The sequence below is a fragment of the Streptomyces sp. NPDC059816 genome (genome assembly GCF_042732055.1).
Taxonomy (GTDB): Bacteria; Actinomycetota; Actinomycetes; order Streptomycetales; family Streptomycetaceae; genus Streptomyces.
Map to the genome: position 1 here is coordinate 60,973 of NZ_JBHWIQ010000032.1, position 26,059 is coordinate 87,031.

The 26,059-nt window shown below is 69.8% G+C and carries 23 protein-coding genes and 1 pseudogene; 17 read left to right on the forward strand and 7 right to left on the reverse strand.

Annotation, left to right across the window (positions count from 1 at the left end):
• Positions 1-347 precede the first annotated feature (347 nt).
• The 3 genes from ACFV88_RS31365 to ACFV88_RS31375 all read left to right on the forward strand — a co-directional run bounded on the left by ACFV88_RS31365 (position 348) and on the right by ACFV88_RS31375 (position 3,003).
• Positions 348-875, forward strand: a complete 528-nt coding sequence (locus ACFV88_RS31365; RefSeq protein ID WP_385495468.1) for an EF-hand domain-containing protein — start codon at positions 348-350, stop codon at positions 873-875.
• Positions 876-1,040: 165 nt separating this feature from the next.
• Complete coding sequence (locus ACFV88_RS31370) at positions 1,041-1,367, forward strand: hypothetical protein (RefSeq protein WP_385495469.1); 327 nt, start codon at positions 1,041-1,043, stop codon at positions 1,365-1,367.
• Positions 1,368-1,668: 301 nt separating this feature from the next.
• Positions 1,669-3,003 (forward strand): hypothetical protein, encoded by a 1,335-nt coding sequence (locus tag ACFV88_RS31375; protein ID WP_385495470.1) that lies wholly within the window; start codon positions 1,669-1,671, stop codon positions 3,001-3,003.
• 90 nt (positions 3,004-3,093) lie between these two features.
• On the opposite strand, the gene ACFV88_RS31380 is transcribed toward ACFV88_RS31375, so the two are convergent.
• Entirely contained in the window at positions 3,094-4,482 is a 1,389-nt protein-coding gene (locus tag ACFV88_RS31380; protein WP_385495471.1) for an isopeptide-forming domain-containing fimbrial protein, read from the reverse strand.
• A 981-nt stretch (positions 4,483-5,463) separates the two neighbouring features.
• Here ACFV88_RS31380 and ACFV88_RS31385 point away from each other — a divergent pair.
• The 5 genes from ACFV88_RS31385 to ACFV88_RS31405 all read left to right on the forward strand — a co-directional run bounded on the left by ACFV88_RS31385 (position 5,464) and on the right by ACFV88_RS31405 (position 9,341).
• On the forward strand, positions 5,464-6,882 hold the full coding sequence (locus ACFV88_RS31385) for a DEAD/DEAH box helicase (RefSeq protein WP_385495472.1): 1,419 nt from the start codon (positions 5,464-5,466) through the stop codon (positions 6,880-6,882).
• An 82-nt stretch (positions 6,883-6,964) separates the two neighbouring features.
• Entirely contained in the window at positions 6,965-7,303 is a 339-nt protein-coding gene (locus ACFV88_RS31390) for a thioredoxin family protein (protein WP_385495474.1), read from the forward strand.
• A 341-nt stretch (positions 7,304-7,644) separates the two neighbouring features.
• Positions 7,645-7,914, forward strand: a complete 270-nt coding sequence (locus tag ACFV88_RS31395; RefSeq protein WP_385495475.1) for a hypothetical protein — start codon at positions 7,645-7,647, stop codon at positions 7,912-7,914.
• Positions 7,842-8,717, forward strand: a complete 876-nt coding sequence (locus tag ACFV88_RS31400) for a terpene synthase family protein (RefSeq protein WP_385495476.1) — start codon at positions 7,842-7,844, stop codon at positions 8,715-8,717. Before ACFV88_RS31395 ends, ACFV88_RS31400 begins: the two co-directional genes overlap by 73 nt.
• Positions 8,718-8,864: 147 nt before the next feature.
• On the forward strand, positions 8,865-9,341 hold the full coding sequence (locus ACFV88_RS31405) for a hypothetical protein (protein ID WP_385495477.1): 477 nt from the start codon (positions 8,865-8,867) through the stop codon (positions 9,339-9,341).
• 139 nt (positions 9,342-9,480) lie between these two features.
• On the opposite strand, the pseudogene ACFV88_RS31410 reads toward ACFV88_RS31405, so the two are convergent.
• Positions 9,481-9,645: pseudogene (locus ACFV88_RS31410) on the reverse strand (pirin family protein); the annotation flags it as partial.
• Positions 9,646-9,738: 93 nt separating this feature from the next.
• Here ACFV88_RS31410 and ACFV88_RS31415 point away from each other — a divergent pair.
• On the forward strand, positions 9,739-10,893 hold the full coding sequence (locus tag ACFV88_RS31415) for a tyrosine-type recombinase/integrase (protein ID WP_385495478.1): 1,155 nt from the start codon (positions 9,739-9,741) through the stop codon (positions 10,891-10,893).
• 77 nt (positions 10,894-10,970) lie between these two features.
• On the opposite strand, the gene ACFV88_RS31420 is transcribed toward ACFV88_RS31415, so the two are convergent.
• The 4 genes from ACFV88_RS31420 to ACFV88_RS31435 form a co-directional block, all read right to left on the reverse strand.
• Positions 10,971-11,156 (reverse strand): helix-turn-helix domain-containing protein, encoded by a 186-nt coding sequence (locus tag ACFV88_RS31420; protein ID WP_385495479.1) that lies wholly within the window; start codon positions 11,154-11,156, stop codon positions 10,971-10,973.
• Positions 11,157-11,755: 599 nt separating this feature from the next.
• Positions 11,756-11,962, reverse strand: coding sequence for a pRL2-19 (locus ACFV88_RS31425; protein ID WP_385495480.1), 207 nt, complete (start codon positions 11,960-11,962; stop codon positions 11,756-11,758).
• Between the two features lie 101 nt (positions 11,963-12,063).
• Complete coding sequence (locus ACFV88_RS31430) at positions 12,064-14,811, reverse strand: hypothetical protein (protein ID WP_385495481.1); 2,748 nt, start codon at positions 14,809-14,811, stop codon at positions 12,064-12,066.
• 461 nt (positions 14,812-15,272) lie between these two features.
• A complete protein-coding gene (locus ACFV88_RS31435; protein WP_385495482.1) occupies positions 15,273-15,806 on the reverse strand; it encodes an RICIN domain-containing protein in 534 nt (177 codons plus the stop codon).
• A 343-nt stretch (positions 15,807-16,149) separates the two neighbouring features.
• Here ACFV88_RS31435 and ACFV88_RS31440 point away from each other — a divergent pair, with 343 nt between their 5' ends.
• Positions 16,150-17,088 carry a transporter gene (locus ACFV88_RS31440; protein WP_385495483.1) on the forward strand — a complete coding sequence of 313 codons (939 nt, stop codon included), beginning with the start codon at positions 16,150-16,152 and terminating at the stop codon, positions 17,086-17,088.
• Between the two features lie 99 nt (positions 17,089-17,187).
• On the opposite strand, the gene ACFV88_RS31445 is transcribed toward ACFV88_RS31440, so the two are convergent.
• On the reverse strand, positions 17,188-17,937 hold the full coding sequence (locus tag ACFV88_RS31445) for a DNA-methyltransferase (protein WP_385495484.1): 750 nt from the start codon (positions 17,935-17,937) through the stop codon (positions 17,188-17,190).
• A 535-nt stretch (positions 17,938-18,472) separates the two neighbouring features.
• Between ACFV88_RS31445 and ACFV88_RS31450 the strand changes: the two genes are divergently transcribed.
• From ACFV88_RS31450 to ACFV88_RS31480, 7 genes are all read left to right on the forward strand, one after another.
• Positions 18,473-19,588: a C40 family peptidase gene (locus tag ACFV88_RS31450; protein ID WP_385495492.1), complete on the forward strand. Its 1,116-nt coding sequence runs from the start codon at positions 18,473-18,475 to the stop codon at positions 19,586-19,588.
• 86 nt (positions 19,589-19,674) lie between these two features.
• Entirely contained in the window at positions 19,675-19,983 is a 309-nt protein-coding gene (locus tag ACFV88_RS31455; protein ID WP_385495485.1) for a DUF6112 family protein, read from the forward strand.
• Entirely contained in the window at positions 19,983-20,708 is a 726-nt protein-coding gene (locus ACFV88_RS31460) for a hypothetical protein (RefSeq protein WP_385495486.1), read from the forward strand. The genes ACFV88_RS31455 and ACFV88_RS31460 overlap by 1 nt, the downstream gene beginning before the upstream one ends.
• A gap of 45 nt (positions 20,709-20,753) precedes the next feature.
• Entirely contained in the window at positions 20,754-22,280 is a 1,527-nt protein-coding gene (locus tag ACFV88_RS31465) for an ATP-binding protein (RefSeq protein WP_385495493.1), read from the forward strand.
• 81 nt (positions 22,281-22,361) lie between these two features.
• Complete coding sequence (locus ACFV88_RS31470) at positions 22,362-23,831, forward strand: SCO6880 family protein (RefSeq protein ID WP_385495487.1); 1,470 nt, start codon at positions 22,362-22,364, stop codon at positions 23,829-23,831.
• 19 nt (positions 23,832-23,850) lie between these two features.
• A complete protein-coding gene (locus ACFV88_RS31475; protein WP_385495488.1) occupies positions 23,851-24,258 on the forward strand; it encodes a DUF6238 family protein in 408 nt (135 codons plus the stop codon).
• A gap of 19 nt (positions 24,259-24,277) precedes the next feature.
• Positions 24,278-25,897, forward strand: a complete 1,620-nt coding sequence (locus tag ACFV88_RS31480; RefSeq protein WP_385495489.1) for an ATP-binding protein — start codon at positions 24,278-24,280, stop codon at positions 25,895-25,897.
• The last annotated feature ends 162 nt before the right edge of the window (positions 25,898-26,059 follow it).

Consider the following 26,059-nt stretch of genomic DNA (forward strand, 5'->3'; position numbering starts at 1 on the left):
CCCCGGGCAGGGCGCGGTCGTTGCTCGGTCCACCAGAGGACCGCAAGCATGCAACCACGCTGGCGCTACGGGGTCAATGCATCACCCGGCGTATCGAGAGGTGCGGTTTCGGCCGGGTGGGAACGCTCCGCTACGTCGATGTCGCCCTCGACCGGGGCGCGTTGAGCCGTCTCGCGTTTCCCGTCGTTGGCCGCGCCATGCGTGGCACCGGGGCATTGCCCCCGTTCGTGTACACCGGACGGACTTTCCACCGACGGGGCCGGAGCACCGCCGGATAGTGGAGCCGACCGCCGGGACACGTCCCCGGTCTCCCTCACCCCGCACCCGGAAGCAGAGGTGTTCCCACCATGCCCACCACCGAGGCCGTCGCTCGCGTGCAGCTCGTGTTCTCGCTCTTCGACGCCGATGGCAACGGCTACCTGGAGCCGACCGACTTCGATCTGATGGCCAGCCGGACGGTCGAGGCGCTGCCGGCCGGCAGCGCGGAGGCGGGGCAGGCGCTGTCCGAGGCCTTCCGCGGGTACGGTGCCACGCTGACCTCGGAGCTGGACGCGGACGGCGACGGGCGGATCAGCCCTCAGGAGTTCACCGCGGTCGTCCTCGATCCGGAACGGTTCGACGCGGTCGTCGACGCGTTCGCGGTCGCCTTGTCGGCGCTGGGCGACCCGGACGGCGACGGGCTGGTCGAACGGCCCGACTTCCTCGTGCTGATGATCGCCATCGGGTTCCAACCGGACCACATCGAGGCGTTGTTCGACGCCTTCGGCCCCGTGGAGGGCGACCGGGTCCCGGTCGTCGTGTGGGCGGACGGCATCCGGGACTTCTACCGTCCCGACAAGGCGGGCATCGCCGGGGACCGTCTCGTCACGGGCTGAACCCCATCGGCGTCGGCGGTCAAGGTCTCCCGAACGCGTCCCGGAGACCCTGATGGCGGACCGTCGGATTCCGGGGATCCTGTCACCCACGAGGACCCCGTGGGTGACAGGATCCCCGGCAGGCGAGCACTTGACCCCCGGAGCGCGCATCGAGATGAGGCGTCGATGAACACGCACCTGTCGTTCGACGACGGCTGGCGCGCCACGGTGACGGGCGAGCCGCTCTCCGTCGCTCCCCGCTTCGCGGGCGACTCCCTGCGCCTCGTGGAGTACGCGGACGTGCAGGAGCGGGAACGGTTCGCTGCCGACACGTTCGGCAGCGGGCACCGGCTGTGGGACACACCACGGTGCTGTGCCGCGCGCCCAGGGACGGCGTGCTCATCTGCCTGCGTGATCCGGATGTCCTGGACGGGCCGTTGGACGCCCGTATCGGCATCGCCCGCGATGTGTCGCTCCTCGTCCAGCGCGGGGCGGTCGTCGGCTGGAGCCTGACCGACCCCGCGCGCCACCTGACCACCGCCTACGCGGCCCCGGCCCCGCCGTCGCCGGCCACCCGTCGACTGCTCACCGCATGCCTGGACCTGCTCACCGAGCCGGTGGTCGACGCCCTGGTGGACGGTGACCCGTCCGCCCTGGCCCGTCTCCGCGCCGCCGACCGAGCTCTGCGCGCCCAACGGGAGGGCCGGCACCGGGCGGTCGCGCTGCGGGAGCTGATCGCCACCTACGTGGTCCGCGCGCCCGCGCTCGTGACACCGACCGGCCGGTGTCAGTGCGGCGGTGAACAATGCGGGGCATGGTCCAGACACTGCCGCTGCCCCTGCCCGCCGCGCTCGTCGACGAACACCGGATCGACCTCGCCGCCCCGTACACCAGCGGATGGTGCGTCGAGGCGCAGGACGTCCGGACCGCTCCCACGGGCGAGTTCTACGCCCTGTACACACTGTGGCGGGCCGGGCCGGGCTTCCGGGAAGTCGCCGCGAGCCCCGCCGAGGAGCAGCTCAGGTACGGGATCCTCACCCGGTTCGCGCCCGACGGCACCGCGCTGAACACGGCGCTCTGTTGCCACGACCACCCCGACGGGACACCGTCGGCCGTGAAGTGGTCCCTGGACATGAGCCTGTGCGTCCTGCCCGACGGCAAGGTGGCGCTGTGCGGCGAACCGGACCGCACCCATGTGCTGACACCCGAGCTGGACACGGTCCTGGCCGCCTGGTCCATGCCGAACCGGCCGTACGACGAGGAACCGCTGCCGGGCGACCCGTTCGTCACCTCCATGAGCGTCATGCCCTCGGGCCGGCTGCTCTGTGTGGCCACGGAGTACGGGACCCACCGGTACGGCAACAGCCTCCCCAACATCGTCGGTCTCGCCGAAAGCGTCCCGGTCGCGGGCCACAAGCCCGAGGTGCGCGCCCTGGTCTCCCTCGACGGCAGTCCGGCGCACCAGACCGCGGAGAACGACCTGCGCCCCCATGTGACCTACGCCGGCGCACCGGTCGGGCTCGGCAACCGGCCGCACTCGCTCGTCGACCATCTGCGGCGGGACGCGGGGGACCCGTACGTCTGGGGCCAGTCGCGGCTGGGCAGGCCCGCGCCGATCGGCGCCGAGCTGTTCGTCGTGCCGGTCTTCGCCCGCACCTACCGGGGCGGCAGCCGCGGCCAGCCGCACGCGTTCCTACTCGTCGACACCGACGGCCGGGTGACCGGCGGCCTCGGCGGAATGGAGCCGTGGAAGGACAGCCCCTTCACCGGGCACTGCTTCAACCTGGTCGCGGACCCGCACCGGGGCCACGCGTTCCACCTCAACCGGTACGGCCTGTACGCGTGGACGGCGGACGGCTCGCTGCGGGCCAGACTCGCCACCGAGGAGCAGCAGTTCAAGGCGCTGACCCGGTTCACGCCGATGGAGGTCTCACCGGACGGCACACTCGTCCTGGCCCACCGGACCCAGCACCTGATGCTGCGCATACCGATCCCCGACGACCTGACCGAACTCGGTCCGGTGGTGGCACAGGCCCTCCGGATCCACACGAAACAGCGCACCGCGCTGAAGAAGGAGTGGGCCAAGGCGTGGGGTCCGGTCGTCAACTGGCACTGGGCGACGGGCGGAGTACGGTCGCACCGTCTCTGACGGGCCGCGGGGGTGAGCGGGCGGGCCTCGGGACGTGGTGGGCGGCCCGGCACCGGGGGCCGCCCCGTCAGGAGGTGAGGCCCTGGCTGCCTATGCCTGCGCGGCACAGACGGGCGCGGCGGTGACGCACACGATGACGCTGTCGGCGTTGTCCGCCTGGTCGGGGTCGCTCTCGCTGCCGGTCACGGTGGCGGTGTTGGTGACCCGGCCGGGGGTGGTGGCCTTGGCCCGCAGGGTCAGGGTGGCGGTGGCGCCGTGGGCGAGGGCGCCGACGGCCCATTGACCGGTCGCCGGGTCGTGGGCCCCGGTCGAGGATTCGGCCGAGAGGAAGACGAGGGAGGCGGGGAGCTGGTCGGTGACGGTGACGCCGGTCGCCGGGTTGGGGCCGGTGTTGCGGACGGTGATCCGGTAGGTCACGGTCTGCCCGACGGTGACGGTGGTCACGTCGGCGGCCTTGGTCACGGTCAGGTCGGCGGCCGGGCGGACTCCGACGGACGTCTGGTTGGAGGTGGCGGTCAGTTGTTCGGGGGTCGCCGCGAGACGGTTCTCATAGGTGGCCGAGGCCGTGTTGGTGATCCGCCCGCCGCCGCTCGCGGTGTTCACGGTGACCTTGTACTCCACCGTGGTCCCCGCGGGCAGGACAGCGGTGTTGGCCAGCGCGCCGCCCTGCGTCGCGGAGGCGCCGGTGCCGAGACGGAAGACCACCTTGTTGTTTGTGGCGTCGAAGTTCGCCTGGTCGTCGCCGCTCTGGTCGGTCTTCGCCCCGCTGTTGGTGCCTTCGACGATGCGCAACGATCCGGGCACGAAGGTGGCGCCGGCGGGGACGGCGTCGGTCAGGACGAGGGCCTCGGCCGCGTCGCCGCCGGTGTTCGTCGCCTTGACGCGATAGGTGAGGACGCTGCCGACCTCCACCGGCCCCGCCGGGGAGACGGTCTTTTCGAGGACCACGACCGGGGCGGTCCCGAAGAAGACCCCGTCCAGGAAGTTCCCGGCCGTCGCACCCCCGACGGAGGAGACGGAGCGGAAGGCGAACCGGGTCAGCGTCTGGCCCGCCGGAACGGTGTAGGTCCCCGTGTAGAAGCCCCACGCGGTGTTCCCGTCGCTGAAGGTCCGCTGCTGGACCACGGCCCCCGGCGCGCCGATATCGAGCGCCATGACATCCGTGCCCGCCCGCCCCCGGTGGTACAGCTTCCAGTAGAGCCTGGTGCCGGGGGTGGTCGGCAGGTCCTGGTAGAGCGTGGAGACCTGATGGGCGTTCAGCTCGGCGAACTGGGAGCCCACGGCCGACGGGACGCCGTCGTGGCCGGAGCGCCAGAGCTCGATCAGATGGTCGGTCGAAGTGGTGATCCAGCCGGGGACCTTCCTGGCCTGCGACTGGGTCGAGTCCGGCAGGATCTCGAAGGTGGCGTTGAGGACCGGCTCTTCGAAGCCGCCGTTGACCAGGGCGACCCGGAGCGGAGTGGACGGAGGCGTGGTCATAGTTCTTCCCCTTGTTTCGGCGCTGCTGGGGGTGCGTCCGGACGTCCGGACCACGGGCACGGCCCCGGTGGAGCCGGCACCGATGGAGGATCAGAGCACAGTGGGAGACGTACGAAAAGCGACGCTGACGGCTCCTCGCCAAACCGCCCGCACCGGGTTTGCCGGACGGCTCCACCAAGCCCGTCGCACAGCCTTCCCCCTTCGTGCGGCACCCCCGTCACACGGAGCGCACTTCTGACTGCCGCCCCTCTCCCAAACGCCCGAAAACGTTCCCGCGCTGCTCCCTGAGCGCCCCCCGAAAGAGTGGTTTGCCGAACGCCCGGCCGGTTCCGGAGCACACTCCGCCGAGGAGCCCGCGACCTCGACGTACGTGCGTACGGCCTGGTCGGCACTGCGGACCGCACGGCCCGATGCGGACGTGCGGTACGTGACCATCGACGAGGTGCACTGGCGCCGGCCCGGAGGGAAAACCGGGGTCCCGGCTCCGTTCTCCGACCCCTTCACCTGCTCAGAGACCACGAACCGGGACGCGGCACTGAGCCTCATGCGAGGTGCTGAGGTCGTGGTCGTCATCGCGGGCGACAAGGTCCCGTCCGTGCATCTGCACGCCGTCAACGCCGGTCTCGAGGAGATCGGCGCGGGCCGTTGCGTGGTGTCCGGTCGCCGTACCCTCGTCGTCGAGGGCGGCGACGGTGTCGGCAAGACCACCCTGGTCACCCGTCCGGCCCAAGACCAGGGCTTCACGGTCGTCCGTTGCCGGAGCCGTCGGCGCCGCACGACACCAAGCCCGTGCTGCGGCTCCTTCCGGCGGGAAGGGCGGCCGGCCCTGTCCAGAGCCTCGGAACCCCACCCGCGTTCCGGGACACGGGCCGTGAGTCCGGCGCTGGTAAAGTCGGAGCCACGCTCGCAGACAGCAGGGGCCCGTGCCGGACAAGGCACGGGCCCCGGCCCGTTCAGGGCACCGAAATGAGGAAGGACCCCATGAAGGCGAAGCAGCCGTCCTCCGGCCGCTCCGGACCAGGCCGGTCTGACCAGGAGAGGGCCCCGCGGGGCGAGCTCTCAGTGCCGGGGACGTCGGCCCCCGGCCTTCCGCCGGCCGTGTCCTTCGCGGAGCTGGAACTGCCGGTCGAGCTGATGAGGGTGCTGGCGGAGCTCGGGGTACGGGATCCGTTCCCGATCCAGGCGGCCATCCTGCCCAGCGCGCTGGCCGGCCGGGACGTCCTGGGCCGCGCGCGGACCGGATCGGGGAAGACCCTCGCCTTCGGGCTGGCGCTCCTCGCCCGTACGGCGGGCCGTCGAGCCGAACCGAAGCGCCCTCTCGCCCTGGTCCTGGTGCCGACGCGGGAACTCGCGCAGCAGGTGAGCGAGGCGCTGGCGCCCTATGCGGAAGCGCTCGGACTACGGTCGGTGACCGTGGTCGGCGGGCTGGCGATCAACCGACAGGCGGCGGCGCTCCGGGCGGGTGCCGAGGTCGTGGTGGCAACGCCGGGACGGCTGGCCGATCTCGTCGCCCGGCGGGACTGCCACCTGGACCGGGTACGGATCGCGGTGCTGGACGAGGCGGACCAGATGTGCGACCTGGGCTTCCTACCGCAGGTCTCGCAGACCCTGGACCAGGTTCCCCCCGGCGGGCAGCGGATGCTGTTCTCCGCGACGCTCGACCGCAACGTCGACCAACTGGTCAGGCACTATCTGAGCGAACCGGTGCTCGCCACGGTCGACCGGGCGGAGGGTTCGGTCGCGACGATGGAGCACCACGTGCTGAACGTCCATCCCACTGACAAGTACGCGACAGCCACCGAGATCGCGGCCCGGGACGGACGGGTGCTGATGTTCCTGGACACCAAGCACGCCGTGGACCAGTTCACCCGCCATCTGCGGAGCAGCGGCATCAAAGCGGGTGCCCTGCACAGCGGGAAGTCGCAGCCGCAGCGAACGCACACGCTGGCCCAGTTCAAGGAGGGCGCGATCACCGTGCTGGTGGCCACCAACGTCGCCGCCCGTGGCATCCACATCGAGCACCTGGACCTCGTCGTCAACGTCGATCCGCCCTCCGAACCCAAGGACTACCTCCACCGCGGCGGGCGCACCGCGCGTGCCGGCGAGTCCGGCAGGGTGGTCACCCTGGTCACGCCCGGCCAGCGCCGGGACGTGAACCGGATGATGTCGGATGCCGGCATCCGGCCCACGGTCACCCAGGTCCGCTCCGGCGAGGAGAGGCTGACCACCATCACCGGCGCGAAGCGCCCGCCGGTGCAGGACAAGGCAAAGGCCGGCAACGCGGCGTTCCGGGGCCTGGGCGTCCACGCCGGCCGCCCGCCGAAGGAATCCCGGAAGGCCGCGGAGGCGCGCATGTTGGCAGAGGCCCGCAGGGCCGGTCGTGTGCGCAAGGCCCGCTGACGGGCGGTGCGCGTCGCCGCGGTCAGCAGACACCGGGAGGCTGACCCGCTGCCTCCCGTCGAGTGCACGTCAAGGAGGGCCGATGGCAGCCAGGGTCCATCAACCCCAGGAGGACGCCGAGTTCGCGTTCATCCTGGCGAGGGCGGACGTCCCGGTGCTCGCTTACTTCCACGGTGTGTGGCCCAAGGCCGTGGCGGCGTGCAAGGAAATGGAGCCCCTGGTGCGGGAGGTGGCCGACGCCTACCAGGGGCGGCTGATCGTCGTCCGGGCCGACATCGCGAGGTGCCCCGGCCCGGTACGGCGGTACGGCGTCACCGGCGCGCCCTTCTTCGTGCTGATCGACCGGGGCGAGCCGACTGCGGCCGGGAGCGGTCCGATGACGGGGGCCGCACTCGGTGAGTTCCTGGACGCCCACCTGTGAGCGGGGCGCGCTGGAGCTGAACGAGGGCGGCGGCCTCGGCACCGGCACGTGGCGGGGCCCGGGAAGCCCTGGGCGCTCACAAGCGCACAAGGTGGCAGCGTGCGCACCACATCGGCGGCGGTCAGTCTCTTTCGAACCCGGGCTGACAGTGGTGAACTGAACTGCATCCGGACGCAGTTCGACCCGAAACGGACCATCGGCGTATCCGGGTGTGAGCTGGTTGGCGGTGATTCCGACCTCGGCGGAAGCAGGGCTTTCCCCTGCCCAGTGCCTGATCCAGGGGGCATGTGCATGGCCGGCAGCGGAATCAGCAGGAGCGGGAGCACCGGCACCGTCCCGCCGTGGACGCCGCGGCCGCGCTCACCGAAGACGCCGCCGGAAGGAAGACCGTGAACGACTCCGACGAGTTGCGCGGGCTGGTCATGCCCGAGCTCTATCTGCCGATGCCGCCGCACGAGCCCAATCCGTCCTACCGACAGGCTTATGACGCGATGCGGGAGTGGGTCGACTCCTACGAGCTGTTCACCGACGCCAAGGCGTGGGAAGTGGGGGAGGGCGGCTGGCGTACACGAAAGCGCTCGCCCATCCCTGGGCCAGTCCTGAGCGGCTGATCACCGCCGCCTGTCTGTTCGCGTACGCGTACTGGATCGACCTGGAGCTGAGCGAGGGCGCCGCGTCGGGGGACTTCCGACGGTGCGGACAGGTGGTCGACCCGCATGTCGAGGTGATCAACGGAGGGCAGCCGAAGAGCCGACAGGCCGAGGCATTGGCCGATGTCCTGACCCGAATGGAGGCGGGGCGCTCACCGGGATGGGTGAAGAGGTACTGGCAGTCGTGGGAGGACAACTTCGTCGCCAACTACAGGGAATGCGTGGTGAAGCACACCGGGTCGGAACTCACGCTCGCGCAGTACCCCGATCACCGGCGCCATTCGTCCGCTACTGCCGTCAGCGTCGATCTCGGTGAGTACGGACTCGACATCGACGTACCCGAGACGGTACGCAGACTGCCGGCCTGGAACCAGCTGCGGCTGGCCGTCGTCGACCATACGGGGTTCTCCAACGATCTGATCGGCTTCCCCCGTGAACTGTCGACCTCAGACCCCTACAACGGGGTCCTGATCCTGTGGAAGGAACGCGGCTGCTCGTTGCAGGAGGCCGCTGACGCCTTCAACGACGAGGCCGTGACCGTCGCCATGCGGCACGCCGTGACCGCTCACGGCAAACTTCCCCGTGAGCTGGAGTGCGTGACGGACGACGAGCGTGTCCGCCGTGACGCGATGCGCTTCGCCGACTCGCTCCTGGTCCACATGCGCGGCATGGCGGATGCCCAGCTGTCCTCCGCCCGGTTTTCGGGCCCCGGGTTCGAGACGCCCCCGCGACGCCGACCGCCGTCAGCGGGGGTGCGAGAGTAGGTAGCCGCCGTCGGCGATCGTGATGGTGTTGCCACGGCGGCCTCGGCGAACCGCTTGCGGGGCCGGAGCGCGAGCATCTGCCCCGAGGTGGTCGTGATCACACCAGCCACGAATCAAGATGTTCTCGAAGATCGACAGCATGGCACGATGACCGCCATGTCAGGTCAAGTCTGGGTGTCACTCATATCGTTGGGCGGTGTTGCCCTCGGAGGCATGCTGTCCTACCTCGTCCAGCACAGGACTCAACTCTCTGCGGAGCGCGCTGAACTGCAACGGCAGCAGAGCGCCCTGTCGGAGGCTCGGCGCGCGGAACGGCTGGCGCTGCTGGAGCGGTTCGTCGAGGTGTCGGCAGAAGCGGAACGCACCGCATACACCAGACCTTCCGAGTGGGAGGACACCGACGCCTGGTACCTCACGGCCCGCGACGTGATGTACCGCTTCTGGGTCGCGGACCGGCTCATCCGTATCCAGTTCCTCACACCCGTGTGTGACGCCGCACATGCGCACTTCCTCGACCTCAACCGAGCCGTGTGGGAAGGCTTGCCCGACGGCGAGAGCGTACGGGACTACCTGGAGGGCAACCGGTCGGCGTTTCTCGACACGGCCCGCGCAGCGATGGGGTAGCCAGCCTTGGGTCAGAGCTAGGACTGATGACAGCCTGAGCGAGCCCCGTCGAAGGGGGCGTCCGCCCCGTGCGGCTCCCTCCGTCAGGGCGGTGCAGCCGCACGAGGAAGCCGGATGCATCGCCCCCCGAAACGCCAGGTCAGCCCGTCCGTCCCCGCTTCTTCAGCTGCCCCGGCGGTAGTTGGGGGGCAGGCAGTGGCGCACCGTCGTACCCCTGCACCTCGCCGAAGCGGGCGCCGTCCATCCAGTCCGAACGCGCCTGGACGATCTCCTCGTTGCTTCGTCCGACGAAGTTCCACCACATACCACGAAGAATCCGTCTTCGCGCAGGTCAAACCCTTCCCGGACAATGTGCGGTCAGCAAGAGGTCAGCACCGTACGCGGGAGGTACCAGGCCATGGCCACCAAGGCACTGGCCCACGGCATGGGCAGTTTCTTCAAGGAGTGCGAGCACCCCAAGGGCGGCTGGTCCCGATGCGCCCACACGTACACCATCAGGTATCGCAGTGCGACGGGCCGACAGGTCGAGGAGTCCGGGTTCACCACCCAGGACGGGGCGATCGACCGTTTGACGAAGGTCTACAAGGCGAAGAAGGAAGCCGCCCGGGGACAGACCAAGGCGGAGCGCATCCACAAGTACGGTTCCATGGCGTTCGGCGAGTACGCGACCGAGTGGCGGGAGAGCCAACGGGACCTCGCGCAGTCCTCCCTCCGGCACCTCGACTCGCTCTTGGAGCACCACCTCCTCCCCGCCCTGAGTAGTCGGCGCATGGGCACCTTCGACCACAAGGTGGTGGACGGGTTCATCCGCACCATGGAGCGCAACGGAACCGGCCTGGCTACCCAGGCCAACGCCTACGACAAGCTGAAGTCCATCCTGCTCGACGCCCACAGGCTCGGCCTCTACGACGAGAATCCCCTCGACGGCGTCAAGCCACCCCAATACGATCCAAAGCGGGCTGTCATCCCTTCCCCTGCTCAGCTGCACGGGATACGCACTTCCGGGGACGACGCGTTCCGACTCATCGCGGATCTCATGAGCGGCTGCGGTCTGCGCAACGGCGAAGCCGCTGCCGTCAACCTCAACAATCTGGTGGCGAACGACGTCTATCGCATCACCGAGCAAGTCAACCAGACGACACGACAGTACGCCCGACTCAAGCACCGCAAGGCCGGCGAGTACCGCGACGTTCCGCTCCCCTCCCTGGTACGGGAAACCATCGAGTGGTACGCCGACAAGTACGGAAGCGTCAACGGATATCTGCTGCGCCACCCGAGCAAGCCCGACCAGCCGTTCCCCTACTACTGCCTCGACAACCAGTGGCGGCGCATCAGGGACTCCGCGGAGAACGATGTTCCCGACGGCATGACCCTCTACGGCCTCCGCCACTTCTTCGCCTCGAACTGCCTCGCCCACGGCATCCCGATCACCGATGTCGCCGAGTGGATGGGCCACAAGAGCGTGGACATCACCTTCAAGGTGTACCGCCACCTCCTGCCCGGGTCCATCAGCAAGGCCGCCGAGATTCTCAACCTCGGCCTCGCGGTCTGAGAGAGCCGGGGCGCCTCCGTTCAGCGAACGGAGGCGCCTCAAGTCACCGATGCCCCTCGACCTTGGTCACGTTCCCCTTAGCCGATCTTCTGCTGCTTGATCCACGCCTGGACCTCCGAACTCCGGAACTGGATCTTTGCATTTCGCCCCCGGCCGAACTTGTAAGGAGTCAGGCCCACCCTAGGAGCCTCCTTGTACACCCACGTAACCGACATGTTGAGGTACTCGGCCGTCTGCTTCACATCCATGAACTGCGCAGCCATCTGCCTACCAAGATCCCGTTCTTTGTCACCCCAGCCAATCGGCAACGCCCGTTCGGCCGATGCTCCAAGGATGGGGTCTCACCGCGATTTGGTTCGACTGTTCATTGCGGATAGAGGAGGGATAGCGCAGCACCAGTAGCCCCATGCCCTAGCTGCGGCTCAGACGGTTTCACTCGCTGCTCTGCGGCAGATCCCCCCCCCGAAGGAAGCGGACTGGGCCGTTCAAGGGGCGCCACCAGAACATGTCAATGCTGCCGGGGTATTGCTTTCGTTCCACCAGTCCGACCCGGCGGTTCGGCGGGGAAGACCGGAAATGATCGCCCGCAACCGGTTCCGATTGCCCCGGCAGGAGGCTCGCGGACCGGACACCCGGAGTTTCCGGACTCGTTTCCTGGCAAGCCCCGAGCCGCGGCTTTCGGCGGCTGCACGTGGCGTAGAACCGTTCCCGCCGACTGGAGTGGAGCGGCAGACCGCCCGCCGTTGGTATGAGACCGAAGAGCACAGCCCACGCGCGGTGGAGCATACCTGCGGCGCATGGGCTGTGCGGATGACTGGCCCTTGTCCCCGGCATTCGTGGGGCCCGGACGGCTGCTTGGTGCCTATGGGCGGGTGGGTTTGAGGACGGTGACGAGGCTCATGGTGCCGTCGGGCAGGGGCTCCATGGGCACGACGTGGGGTATGCCGTTGATGGTGGCGGTGCCGTCGTTGTTCTCCAATGCTTCGGCGGGGATGGTCAGGGAGCCGCCGTGGTGGTTGAGAACGGCGATGAGTAGGGCGTGGGAGACGTCTTCGGGCTGCACGTACATCGTGGGTTCTCCCGCTGGCGTTGGTGCTGGTTCGGTGTGGGTGTGAGGGGTGCGGGGCCAGGGTCCCGTGCGGTTCCCCGGTCCCGTACGGGTGGGCGGTGTCAGGGCTGGTCGTCGGTCGGTTCGGTGATGGCGGCACGCGTTTCGTCGGCCTGTTGCTGGATGTGCTGCTGGACGTGGGCGGGGACGCCCCGGTGGTGGAAGTGGGCGGTGAGGTCGGTCAGGACGGCTTCGGCTCGGTCGAGGTCGCCGGCTTTGGCGTGGACGCCCGCGAGGCGGCGCATGGCCGCGTTGAGGGTGAGGTTGTCCAGGCCGGTCGCCTCGTTGGTGCGGGAGGTGTCGATGGCGTCGGTGAGTTCGGCGACGGCGGTGGCGATGTCGGGCTGGCGGACGGTGAGGCGGCCGTCGGTGATGGTCTGGAAGTGGCGTCCGGCGTTGGCGCCGTGGGCGAGGCGGGCGTGGGCGGCGAGCGGGTGGTCGCCGTGGCGTTCGATGAGTTCCCGGAGGGCGTCGTTGCCGGCGGTGAGGGTGGGGGTGTCGGAGCCGAGGAGGGTGAGGAGGGCGCCCTGTTCGTCGCCGAGGAGGAGTTCGCCGGCTTCCTGGTCGGTGCGGTCGAGGGGGAGGCGGACCCGGAGGGTGCGGGTCGGGGAGACGAGACGGGTGCCGTCGAGGGCGGTGTGGACGGCGGTGACCCGGGAGAGGCCGGGGTCGCCGAAGGTGAGGCCGTCGGCGCCGTAGCCGAGGTAGACCGTCTCGTACACCGCGGGCTGGGCGGGGGTGAGGGTGAGGGTCTGCTCGGCGGCGCCGTGGCCGTGGCAGGTTCGGACCATGGGGCGGAACGGGGTGGTGCGGCCTCGGGGGTCCGTGACCAGGACGACGGTCCGCTCACCGCCCGGCCCGATGTGCCGGGCGGCGGTCACCGCGTCGCGTGCGCCGGTGAGGGCGAGCTTCAGCTCGGCGGTGACCGGCTCGCCGTAGCCGAACACCTGCTTTCCGCCGAGGGTCAGCACCAGCCCGGAGCCGTCGTCCCGCAGAGGTGTCTGTGCCGTGGCGAGAGCCTCGTCGGGCAGGAGCGCGCCGTTGGTCTGGAAGCCGGAACCTCCCGGCACGACGTGCCAGTAGTGGCCGTGCCGCAAGTGGCGCAGTTCGTCCGTGGAGAAGTGGAAGGGGAAGTCCTGCCAGAAGTGCCCGGCGCCCTGTCGGCCCGCTCCGTCGTCGTATCCCCAGGAGTAGTTCATCCAGGACAGTTCGCCGTAGCCCTGGTTGGGGCCCAAGGCGGAGGGGGGATTGTTCATGTGCTTGCGCCAGGAGTGGGAGAGGTTGAAGGCGTGGCCGATCTCGTGGACGTAGGTGAAGAGTTCGTCGGCGGTGCCCAGCGCCTGGTAGTCGCGCAGGGACTTGTAGAGGATGGCCAGGCCCTGACGGCCAGAGCTGCGGGTGTCGAACATGATCCCGAAGGCGTTCATGTAGGTGTAGGAGGCGATGAAGGCCCAGAGTTTCCACTGGGGGCCGGTGCCGCGGAGGCTGTAGTTCGCCTCCATCGCCGCGTACAGCTCGGACGGTGACCACAGGAGGTCCGTGCCGGAGCTGTCGGCGATGGTGTTGGCGGTGCCGGCGGCCCGGATCTCGATGCCCGCCTCAGCGTAGGCGGAGGCGACGCTCAGCACCCGGTTGCGGTAGCCGGGCGGCACCGGCGCCAGGGTGGTGTCGTAGCTCTGGAAGACCTCCACCCCCTCGATCACGTCGGTCTCCAGCTCCACCGTCCGCAGCGCCGTGCTGGTCTGCGCGCAGGCGAACCGGATCGGGACGGTGCCGTCGGGCTTGGTGAGGGCGAGGGCGGCGGCGGTGGGCGTGGCGGTGGCGGGGACCCGGGGGACGGTGAGGGTGAGGGTGGTCTGGGCGACGCTGCCGGCCCAGGCCAGACCGGTCTGGGTCAGGGTGTACTGGTCGCCGTGCTGTTCGACGGTCAGGGCGTCGGTGCTGCGGAAGGAGCTGGCCAAGGAGCCGTCCGGGTTGAAGACGTCGCCGCTGACCATGCACAGGGCCCTGCTGCCCTCCAGGTCCACGCGCAACTCCGCGCGCTGGCCGGTGCCCGTGTCCTTCTTCCAGGTGCCCGTCACCGTCCGGTAGGGGGTCCGGTACGGCTCGGGCAGCGCGGCCAGGCCAGGTATCCCGAGTTCGTGCAACTTCGCGGCGGAGCCGACCGGTCCGGTCCGCCAGTTCAGTAAGAGCCCCTGGCCGTCCTTGACCAGCAGGCTCTGCCGGGTCCCGTCGGTGGCCGGCTTGTAGGCGATCACCTGGTCGAGATCGGCGCGGAAGCCCTCCGGCAGCCGGGCCCAGCCGGCGCAGCCCGACGCGTCCGGCCCCTCGGTGATCAGCGCGTTGCGCACCACTCCGCCGGTCCAGTGCAGGGTCAGCACCCGCGAACCTTTGAAGAAGTACGTCTGCCAGTTCCCGTCCGCCGCGTTCGGCGCCTGCAGCAGTGCGTCGACCTGGGAACGGAAGAACTCGGGCAGCGCGGTGCCCCAGTTGTAGAAGGCGTCCCACCGGCCCTCACTGAGCTGCCCCCGGTCCCAGTTGTAGAACAGGATGCTGCTGCCCCGGACGAACAGGGTCGCCCACGACCCGCGATCCAGCGGTGTCATCACCACCGCCTCGCTCGACTTCCGGTACGCCTCCGGCACCCCCTGGAAGTGGGTCACCACCGTGGTCAGCGGCCCCGAGGAGACCAGCGACTGCCCGTTGACCAGAGCGGCCTCCTCCCCCCGGCGGAACAGCGCCTTCCACTCTTCTCCCGGGTACGCCATCGCCCACGCGAAGCCCGTCGTCTTGTACCGCATGAACGCCATGAGCCATCCCCTCCCCAAGCGCCGCGGAACCTCGTGCCCGCGGCCCATGGGCGAGTCTGACAGCGGTAAACCGCCAGCTCACAGACCGCAAGACGAGAATGTCCGGATCACCGGCACCGTGCCGGTACGGCCCCGAACGCGCATACGGTCGCGTTCATCCGTCGGCGGTGTCCGGTGTGACCATCCGGCCAGTTCTTCCGTATCTGCCCAGGACCCCTCCCTGCCGGAATCCCGCACTCCGTCCCGTGTGTCGAACAAGTGGATGATGAGAACACGTCATGGAGAACACCTGCCACTCCTGTGCGTCACACTGAGACCATCACCGCCCGGGGGCGGACCTCCATCCGTGGAGTTCACGCTCCTTAGCCACGACAGGCGCGGGGAAGCGGCGGTCGGCGTTACCGTGCCCGTCGTGGCATGGTGTCGTATCCGGTTCGTCTCGCCCGTAGCGAGGTGCCTTCTCAGGAGGGCTGGAAGGTGAAGGTGTCGTTCCGCACGCCGGTTCCCTGGGGGTTGCAAGCGTGGGTGATCACCGCGGTGCCGTTGTCGGTGGCGGCCTGGTCGACGTGGAAGCAGAAGTTGCGCTCCCCGGACCAGTTGAGCGAGAAGATCACCTCACCCGACCACGGATGGTGCGCGCCGATCTTGAACGCCTGGCTCAGGTCGTAGACGCAGCCCCGCTGCTGGACGGGCTCCGTCGTCGAGGCGTACATCCCACGTGCCAGGCACTTCCCGGCGAACGTGCGGATGGCATACGTACCAGGGGCGTTGCTGTACTCGCGAAGGGTGAACCGCTGGGAGGGCCGGCCGTCGCAGGTGTTCTGCACCAGGGCCGTCCCGTTCTCCGCGGACGAGTTCCACAGATCCAGGCACTTGCCCGAATGCGTCGCCGTCACGGTGTACGTGCCGGGTGAAGGGGCGGCCTGGGCGGGTGCGGCCATGGCCAGCAGCAGACCGGCGGCGGTGGCCAGGGCGGCGAGAGCACGCTTGTGCACGGGGAACCTCCTGAGAACCGGCAGCGGGCACCGCGGCAGGTACTCCACCTGAGTTGACGGGTGAGCGGGACCGTATGTCGGATTCTCCTCGTCGGCGATCCCTCCTGCGGGTGAGGAACGCTCGACCGGGTTGACGCATCGTGGACGGAGGGGTCCTCCTCGCACTGGGCGGTGGACGGTCCACCTGGGAGCCTTGGACGACAGGCGAAGTCGGCATCGACCCAGCGTCACCGGGCCCGGACGCCACACCCGCACCCTGATCACGATTGCGCATCGGCGGAATATTCGCTGGTCCGGGGTGATTCTCTGCCCAGTCGATCTGCCGATGGGCTGGGGGGTTCGTGTGGGTGATCTGAAGGCGTTCCGTGTGGGTGGCGGGCGTGCGGTGGAGATGGCGGGGTCGTCGGTGGCATTGGAGCGGGAGCTGCAGTCGCTGGTCGAGGGGAACATGGAGGCGATGCTGGGGATTCGGTTCCTGGCGTCGGAGTACGAGACGGGGCGGCACCGGGGGCGGATCGATTCGCTGGGGCTGGACGAGACCGGGGCACCGGTGATCGTGGAGTACAAGCGGACCCGGGACAAAGAGGTGGTGACGCAGGCGCTGTCGTATCTGGCGTGGCTGAACGACAGTCATGCCGAGTTCGAGGGCTTGGCGCGGGAGCGGCTGGGTGCGGAGGCGGCGGGGTCGGTGGACTGGAGCCGTCCGCGGATCGTGTGCGTGGCGGGGGACTTCACGCCCCACACGGTGGTGGCGCTGGAGATGATCCGGCACAGGATCGACCTGGTGGCGTACCGGATGTTCGAGGACGTGGTCACGCTGAGGCTGGTGGCCTCGTTCACCGGTACGCCGATCGCTCCCGCGGTTCCCCGCCCCCGTACCGCCCCCGGTGCGGCCGGGCCTGCGGATGAGGCACCGACCTCCGGTGGGAGCAAGACGGTGCAGCAGTACCTGGACGCCTCGCCGCAGGAGCTGAAGGGCCTGTTCGCCGATCTGGACGCGGTGCTGATGGAGTCGGGCTCGGTGCAGCGGGAGACGCTGCAGCAGTACATCGCGTACCGGCGGATCAAGAACGTGGCCTCGGTGAAGGTGCAGCCCCGGAAGCGGACGCTGGTGGTGGTGCTGAAGGTGGACCCGGACTCGGTGGAGCTGGTCGAGGGCTTCACCCGGGACGTCCGCGGCTTGGGGTTTCACGGCACGGGGGCCCTTGAGGTGCGGATCAGATCGCACGCCGATCTGGAGCGGGCCGGTGACCTGATCCGGCGGAGCGTCGAGGCGGGCTGAGCCCGGAGAGCGTTCGAAGGCGGGTTCGGCACCTGGTGATCCTGGGTGCCGAAACCGCCCTGTTCTCGTTTCCACCCATGCTTTGGGGCGCGGGTCTTCTCACTGCTCCGGCCCGGCGAGGTCGACGTCGTCCCGAGTGAGGATGGCCTCGCGCAGACGCTGCTCGGCGACTTCGGCGTAGTGGTCGGACAGCTCGATCCCGATGAAGCTCCGGCCTTCCTTCAGTGCGGCGACCCCCGTGGAGCCGGAGCCGGCGAAGGGGTCGAGGACGGTGCCGCCGGGGCGGGCGACCTGGACCAGCTGGCGCATCACCTCGACCGGCTTCTGGGTGATGTGGACCCGACCCTTGCGGGGCTGGGAGGCGACGTAGTGGCCGGGGAGGTAGAGGTCGCGGGCCCTGTCGAGGGTGCCCTTGACGCCCCAGAGGATGAACTCCGAGTCCTGCTTAGACCCGCCCTTGCGCGGGCGGGAGGCGGGCTTGATCCAGGGGATGGTGCCGGACCAGGTCCAGCCCGCCATCTGGAGCGCGTCCGAGGTCGTGGGCTCTTGGCGCCAGTCAGTGAACACCATCACGACGGCGTGCTCGCGGGCCGCCCGGTAGGACTCGGTCAGCAGGTCGGTCAGCCACGCCCGGTACGAGCGCTGGTCGCGGTTCTCGCCGGGGAAGTTCGCCAGGTCGTGGCCGGCGTCCCCGCTGGTGTACTTCGCACGGGCCGTACGCGCGGTGCGTTCAGAGGATGTCCGACCGCCGGAGTTGTAGGGCGGGTCGGTGATGACGGCGTCGACGGACTCGTCGGGCAGGGTCTTGAGGACGGTGAGTGCGTCGCCTCGGTACAGGGTGTACGGCACGGGCTTCTCCCTTTCGGAAAGACGGCTGCACGTCCGGCCGCGAAGGGCGGGCAACAGGCGTGGGACCGCTCGGAAACCCGGCAATGGGTGAGCGGTCCCGCGAACGGTAGCCACCTTTTCCGGCCGCACCCACCGACGTGATCCGGGGCTCTGGGGTCGTTTGGTGCGGCCGGATTTCCCTCCTACAGTCCCCCTCGTGTTCGCCGCTCCAGGCTCTGGCCTGGGGCCGGTTGAGCTGTGTTGTTGTGTGCTGCCCCGTCCAGAAGGCCGGGGTGCGGCTCTGTTCCGAGGGGGCTTGTTCCGTGTGGCGGGTGAGATTACGAGGGCGGCGTGCTGCCGCTTCTCAACGACGCGCCCGGTGTCCGGGAGTTAGCCGTTCCCGGACCCCTTTCCCACCCTCTTCTTCTCTTTCTTCTTGACCTGCCCGTTCCCGGTGGCCTTTCGACGAGAACGCCGGGGCCGGGCGGCCTACATGCAAGGAGCCGTCCATGCGGCATGCCCAGATACGCCCGTCGCCCGGTTCGGCGGGCCGTTCGTGAAGAAGGTCGCGGTCGTCGCGGGCGGGGTCGCACTGGCCCCACTGCTGCTGATCACCCCGGTCGCGGTCGCCTTGGTTGGCGCCACCAACGCGCAGGCCACCTGTGACACACAGGGTGTAGACAGCGGGGCGGTCACCGCGCAGGTGGAGTCGATCCTGAACGGTGGGGACGGCGGCAGCGTTTCCGTCGCCGGTCTCCCGGACCCGGAGGAACAGATTCCGCACGCGCGGACGATCCAAGCCACCGGGGTGGCAATGAAGGTCCCCGTCCGCGGGCAGATCGTCGCGCTCGCCACCGCGCTCCAGGAGTCCGGCCTCCGGAATCTCGACTACGGCGACCGGGATTCGCTGGGGCTGTTCCAGCAGCGTCCGAGCATGGGCTGGGGCACCCCGGAGCAGGTCCGGGCCCCGGTGTACGCGTCGACCCGCTTCTACGAGAGCCTGCTCAAGGTCTCGGGCTGGGAGTCGATGACCGTCACCCAGGCCGCGCAGGCGGTCCAGTTGAGCGGCTTCCCGGACGCGTACGCGAAGTGGGAACCGCTGGCCACCGCGCTGCAGAAGGCCATCGCCCCCACCCTCACCGGCGATGCGAAGGGTGAGGCCGGAACCGGCGAGCCGGGCGCGGACTCTCCCGGTGGCTGTGGTCCTGGTGGTGACGGGTCGGAGTTCGGGCCGATCCCGGCCGGGGTGCTGCCGGAGGGGTACGAGATCCCGCCCGATGCGCCGAAGTCGGTGCAGACGGCGATCCGCTGGGGCCTCGGCGCCCTGGGCACCCCGTACCAGTGGGGCGGGACGTGCTCGGACCCCCGGGGGCAGGACCCGATGGGGCGTTGCGACTGCTCGTCCCTGATGCAGGTGGCCTACGAGGCCGGTGGTGTCTCCCTGACCCGGACCACGTACACCCAGGTCAAGGAGGGCAAGCCGGTCGGCGTTGGGTCGATCGAGCCGGGTGATCTGCTGTTCACCCGAGGCACGGCCCAGGTGCCGGAACACGTCGGCCTCGCTATCGGCTCGGGCCTGATCCTGCATTCCCCGCGCACTGGCGACGTCGTCAAGATCGCCACCCTCGCGGAGTGGCGGCCTGACATCCTCGCCGTCCGCCGCATCGTCTGACGCCCTCGCGTCCATCTCCTCCTCCTTCTTCCTCTCCTTTCCTTTCCTCCCGGGCATTCCTATGCCCTGAAAACCGGAGCATTGTGGTGAACATCAGCCAGTCGGGTCAGTTCCTGGCCTTCAACCCTGGTATCGAGCCCGCGGACGGCGGTCTGCCGGGCCTGGACGTCCTGAAGGACGTCATCAGCTCCATCAACTTGTTCGGAATCATCGCGGTGGTCGGAGCGCTCGCGGTGTCCGCGCTGGTGTGGGCCTGGGGCCACCACTCCGGCGGCCACCAGGCGGAGGCGAGCGGCAAGAAGGGCACCGTCGTCGCCGCCGGATGCGCCCTGCTCCTGGGCGCGGCGAACGGTATTGTCAGCTTCTTCTCCGCGATGGGCACCCAGGTCAACTGATGCCCACACACGAGAAGATGCGTTCCTCCCATCGCAGCCCCCGGCCGCCGAGGGGTTTCCTGGTGCCGGGCCCGGGGTCGTCGGTTCTGCACCGGTCCCTGATCGTGGTGCTGGTGCTGGTGCTGCTGACCGGGGTCGCCGGTCTGGTCGCCTTCCTCACCCGCGAGGACACCCACACCACCGCCGAGCAGGGCTCGGTGCCGGAGACCCGGCAGTCGGCTCCACCGGCTCCCGCACCGGCCAAGGCCCCGAAAGGGGGCCAGGTGGCGGCGCCTGTGAAGACCACCGATCCAGTGGAGTTCGCCAAGGCACCCGCCAAGGTCCTGTGGTCGTACGACACCCGCCGCCTCTCCCAACCCGACCACATCGCCGGGCTCAAGAAGTGGATGACGACGGAGAAGAAGTACGCCGACCGGGCCTCGGTCGCCGACCTGGTGCCGGATCCGGTGCTGTGGTCGCGGATGGGCGACCAGGCCCAGTACGCCACCGCGACGGTCGGCGAGGGCCACTTCCCGCAGGCGTTCAAGACCGCACTCGCCGCCGATCCGGGGGCGATCACCGACGCGTACATCTACGCCGTCACGGTCACCGGCCGTCAGTCGATCACCTGGACCGGCTCCGACAAGGGCACCGGCGCCGAGCCCCGGTCCTCGACGCTCGCCGTCCAGTGCCGCCCCGACCGCGACTGCCGCCTCGCGGCCGTCCTGCCCACCACCGCCCCATGAACCGAAAGGAGGTGAACCATGCCTTCAGCATGTGATCTGCCCCTGATGAACACCGTCTGCGACGCCGTCGGCGGCGTGGCGAGTTCGACCGGCCAGGCCATCACGGACGGCATCGGCGCCTGGATCGCCAAGTCCATGGGCGAGATGGCCCAAGCCGCCGCCGATCTCGCCGCGCAGGCCGTGGACAAGACCACCGCCGTCGACCTCAACGCGAACTGGTTCCGCGAGAACTACGAACTCCTCCTGCCGATCGGACTGGTGCTGATTGTCGGCACGTTCTGCCTGCAGCTCATACGGGCCGCGTGGCGGCGGGACGAGCGGGCCCTGTTCCAGGCCGTCACCGGCACCGTCGCAGGCGTCTTCTTCGCATTCGCCGCCATCGCCTGCACCACCATCGCCCTGACCATCGTGGACGCTCTGTCCGCGGGGTTGTTCAAGGCGGCGAACTCCTCGGTCGATGATGCGATCCGCCGTGTCATCAAGGTCAATTCCTACGGGGCGATGTACGGGCTCGGCTGGGGCATCCCCGCGATCGTCGCCCTCGGCGCCACCATGGGTGCCTTCCTCTACTGGGCCGTCATGGTCGCCCGCAAGGTCGGCATCCTGATCCTGGTTACCCTGGCGGTGTTCGCCGGGGCCGGCGGTGGCTGGGAGGTCGCCCGGCGCTGGCGGCGCGGCTGGATCGAGGCCACCAGCTCCCTGATCGTCTCCAAACTGCTGATGACGATCGTGTTCCTCCTCGGCGTGTCCGCCATGGGCAAGACCGACCCGGCCGACGGTCTCGGAGCCCTGTCCGATGCCATGGCCGGAATCGTGATCATGGTCCTCGTCCTGCTGTGCCCGTACACGACGTACAAGTTCGTGCACTGGGCGGCCGAGGGCGGCGGGCAGGACGATCTGCACCGCACCGGCGTCGCCGGGGTCACGGTCGCGGCCAGGGCAGCGAAGACCGCCGGGCAGCTCGCCATGCAGGCCGGGACCGGGACGCCCGCGCCGCAGGGTCCGGCCAAGGTCCCCGGCCAGGGCGCCGGGGGCGTCGCCGTCGGGATCAACCCGGCCGGAGGCAGTAACACTTCGACGGAGGGGATCTCCGGGGACGAGCCGCCACAGACCACTTTCCGGTTCGGCGAGGACCCCAACGCCACCGGCGACAAGGGCCAGCCTCTCATTCGCCGCCCCCGTACCGACGGCGACAAGGGCCGATCGCTCATCCAGCGGCCCGACGGCCAGTCGGCGGAAGGCTCCACCGGGGTCACCGGGTCGGAGACCGAAGCGAGCAGCGCCCCCGGCCCATCCGGTACCGTTGCCGCGCCGACCGCCTCGGGACCGGCTCCGGGCAGCCCGGGAACGACCGGTCCAAACAGCTCGGGTGGTTCGGTGACCACACCGGGCCCGGCGCCCGCAGGGGCGCCGACGGGTCCACCCCCGGGAATCCAGACGGTTCCGGCCAAGCCCGCGCAGTCCCGATCGCCGGCTGCACAAGGGCTGAGTCCGCAGGGCGGGACGACCTCGGCCCGGTGGGTCTACCCGAATCCGCCCACTGGTCTGGGCGGCTCGAGCCCCCGGTCCTGACCGGCTGACCGGCATACCCCTGGGGGCGGACCTTCCAGTCCGCCCCCAGGGCACCCCTTCTTCTTCAAGGACGACACCTCCATGCACCCTGATTCCACGACTTCCGTCGCTCCGGCCACGATGAAGTTCCCCCATCGCTCCCGTCGGGGCGTGCTCCTCGGGCTGACCGCGCCGCAGCTCGTCGCCGTCACACTGACCGGCCTGCTCCTCCTCGCCGTGCTCATGTCGACCGGCGTCCCCGGCGCGCTGAAGCTCATCCCTCTGTGGACGGTGATCCTCGCGGTCGTGTTCGTCCGGTACCGCGGGCGCTCTCTCGCCGACTGGGCCCCGATCGCCCTCCGCTACGCGACCCGGCGGGCGAAGGGCCAGCTCGTGTGGCTGACCCGGCCGTCCGCCCGGCCCCGGCGTGAGGGACTACTCCATCTCCCGGGCACGGCCGCCTCCCTGCGAGTGATCACCTCCCCCGACCACCGTATCGGCGCGGTCCACGACCCTCACCTGGGCACCTTGACCGCGGTGATCCGGGTCGCATCGCGGGCGTTCGCGCTGCTCGACCCGGCGGCGCAGAACCACAACGTCGCCGGGTGGGGCCGTACCCTGGCCGCGCTGTCCCGCACCGGGCACATCGCGCGGGTGCAGGTGCTGGAGCGGACGGTGCCGGACTCCGGTGACGCGCTCCAGCGGTACTGGTCCGAGTACGGCGACCCGGGCACCCATCTGGCCGGACCGGTCTACACCGACCTGCTGACCGCCGCCGGTCCGGCTGCAGCCCCGCACGAGAGCTACGTCGCCATCGCCCTCGACTTGAAGGCGGCGCGGCGTCTGATCAACCAGGCCGGCGGCGGACTGACCGGAGCGTTCTCCGTGCTGACCCAGTTGACCGCGACGTTCGACCAGTCCGTCCGCAACGCCGGTCTCACCCCGGGCGGCTGGCTGAACGCGGGCGAGATCGCCGCCGTGATCCGTACTGCCTACGACCCGAAGGCGGGCGCCGCCCTCGACCAGTGGTCCCCGGGCGACCGGCCGGAGGCCGACCCCGCTGCCGCCGGTCCCGTCGTACTGGTGGAGAACGCGGACCGGATCGAAACCGACTCGGCCCACCACGCCACGTTCTGGATCGAGAACTGGCCCCGGATCGAGACGGGTGCGGGGTTCCTGCACCAGCTCCTGTTCACCTCCGGTGTCCGCCGCACCCTCTCGCTGACCTACGCGCCGAAGGGACTCGACGCGGCGCTGAAGGACGTGCAGCGGAAGAAGGCGACGGTCATCGCGGACGCGGCCGAGCGGCAGCGCAAGGGCCAGGTCGACTCCGAGGAAGACAACGTCGAGTACGCGGACATCAAGAACCGCGAACGCGAGCTGATCGCCGGCCACGCCGACGTCGCCCTCACCGGGCTCGTCACGGTGTCCGCGGACACCCCCGACCAGCTCAACTCCGCCTGCACGGCGATCGAGACGGCGGCCGTGGCGGCGCTGGTCGATCTGCGTCCACTGACCTGGCAGCAGGCCGAGGCGTTCACCAACGCCGCCCTGCCCCTCGCCCGCCCGTGACCCGGGGACCGAGAAGCCGATGCCGACCGACCTGGCGTTCGCCACCGAGGCCCTGGACTTCCACCGGGCGATCACCGTCCCCGACGGCCCGCTCGCCGCCACCCGCCCGGAGCTAGACGCTCTCCACCAGCACTGCCTCGCCCTCTACGCCCTCCTCGACGCCCACACCACCCGCACCAACCCAATCGACCGCGCCGGGGGCGAGGTCCTGAAGGCGGCCCGGGTGCGGCTGTGGCAGGCGGCCGAACACCTCCATGCCGCCTGGCACCGCACCCCCGCCACCGACGCCGACCGGCTGCTGACCGCTGGCGGTTGCCGTCCCCGGGTGCCGGTTTGCGGGCGTCACCTGCGAATGTCCGTCCACGTCCGCCACACCCACACTCCTGCTGAGCTGCGGAGTCCCTTCACCGGCCCTGATCACCTCTGACCAACCGGAGTACCCACCTGTGTCAGTACGTCCCCGGGCTTCTGCGAGCCCTCTGTTCACCCCCCACCGCACCGACCGACGGACCAACCGTCGGGCGAAGGCCGAGTTCACCGCGGCGCAGGCCAAGGCCCGCCACGCCGCCCGCCCCGACACAGTCCGAGCCACCAGCGGACCGGACCCCGAGCTGCTTCCCACGTATCCGGCCTCCGGCCGACCCGGTCCGGCCTCGGCCCGGTGCGGACAGCTCCGGCTGCCCGCACACCGGATGACGAGCGCCGTCGCCTCCGGCGCGTACCCGTTCCTGGCCGAGGGCGGGCTCGGCGCCCATGGGATCTACGTCGGGCAGGACGTCCATGCGGAAGCCAGCTTCTGTTACGACCCGTTCGCCCTGTACGGGAGGTTGGAGGGGTTCACCAACCCGAACATCCTGCTCGCAGGGATCATCGGCATGGGCAAGTCCGCTCTCGCCAAGAGCCTGGCGTTGCGGGCCACGGCCTTCGGGTACAAGGTCTATGTTCCGTGCGACCCGAAGGGCGAGTGGACGGTCGTCGCCCGGGAGCTGGGCGGGCAGACTATCGCACTGGGGCCCGGCCTCCCCGGCCGGTTGAACCCTTTGGACGCGCCGGAGAAGCCGTACGGGATCACCGACGAGGACTGGACGACCGAGGTCCGCAAGCGCCGCCTGCTCCTCCTCGGTTCGCTGGCGAAGACGGTACTGCGCCGGGAGCTGCACCCGATGGAGCACACCGCCCTGGACATCGCGCTCGACCAAGTCGTCGTCTACACGGAAGCGACGGGAACGACACCGCTGCTCGGCGATGTCGCCTTCGTACTCGGCTCGCCCCAGCACCTCGACGCCGCAACCGGTGAATCGTCGGGGCGGCTCGGGCGGGCAGCCGAGGACCTCGCCCACGCCCTGCGCCGGATGATCCACGGTGATCTCGGCGGGATGTTCGACGCGCCCTCCACCGTGCGATTCGACCCGGCGGCGCCGATGCTCTCCATCGACCTGTCCCGGCTCGGCGGCACCGGCGACGACACCGGCCTCGTCCTGGCCATGACCTGCGCGTCGGCGTGGATGGAGGCGGCGATCTCCGACCCGACAGCCGGGCGGCGATGGGTGATCTACGACGAAGCGTGGCGGGTGATGCGGCACGTCGCGCTGCTGGAGCGGATGCAGTCCCAGTGGAAGCTGTCCCGGGGCCTGGGTATCGCCAACGTCATGGTGATCCACCGGCTGTCCGATCTGCTGACCGCGGGCGAGGCCGGCTCCCGGGGGCGCGCCCTGGCCGAGGGACTGCTCACGGACTGTTCGACGCGGATCATCTACCGGCAGGAGGCTGACCAGCTCGCCTCCGCCGCCACCCTCCTCGGTCTCACCGGTGTCGAAACCCAGGCAGTGGCCGCGCTCACCAAGGGGCGCGGGCTGTGGAAAGTCGCAGGCCGGAGCTTCATTACGCAGCATCTGCTCCACCCGGCAGAGCGGACGTTGTTCGACTCGGCAAACTCGTCCGGCGCTACCTCAACGCCGGGACGGCCCAGGTCGAACACGGCCGCGTTCGCCTCGGTGCAGACGCATTCAATCCTCAGCCGGGCCCGCCGCACCCGGCACCGTCCGGTCGAGGACGGTGAGCGGTGAGCGTGGACGAGCTGTTCATCCGTCTCGCCGAGTCGGTCGAGGCCGGAGAGAAGGTGCTAGCCGACTGAGAAAGTGTTGGGTAACCGGGTGATCACTCGTTCTTGAGATCGTCGGCGAGGCGGCGGGCTGCTTCGGTCTCGATGGGGCCGCGTGGTTCGATCT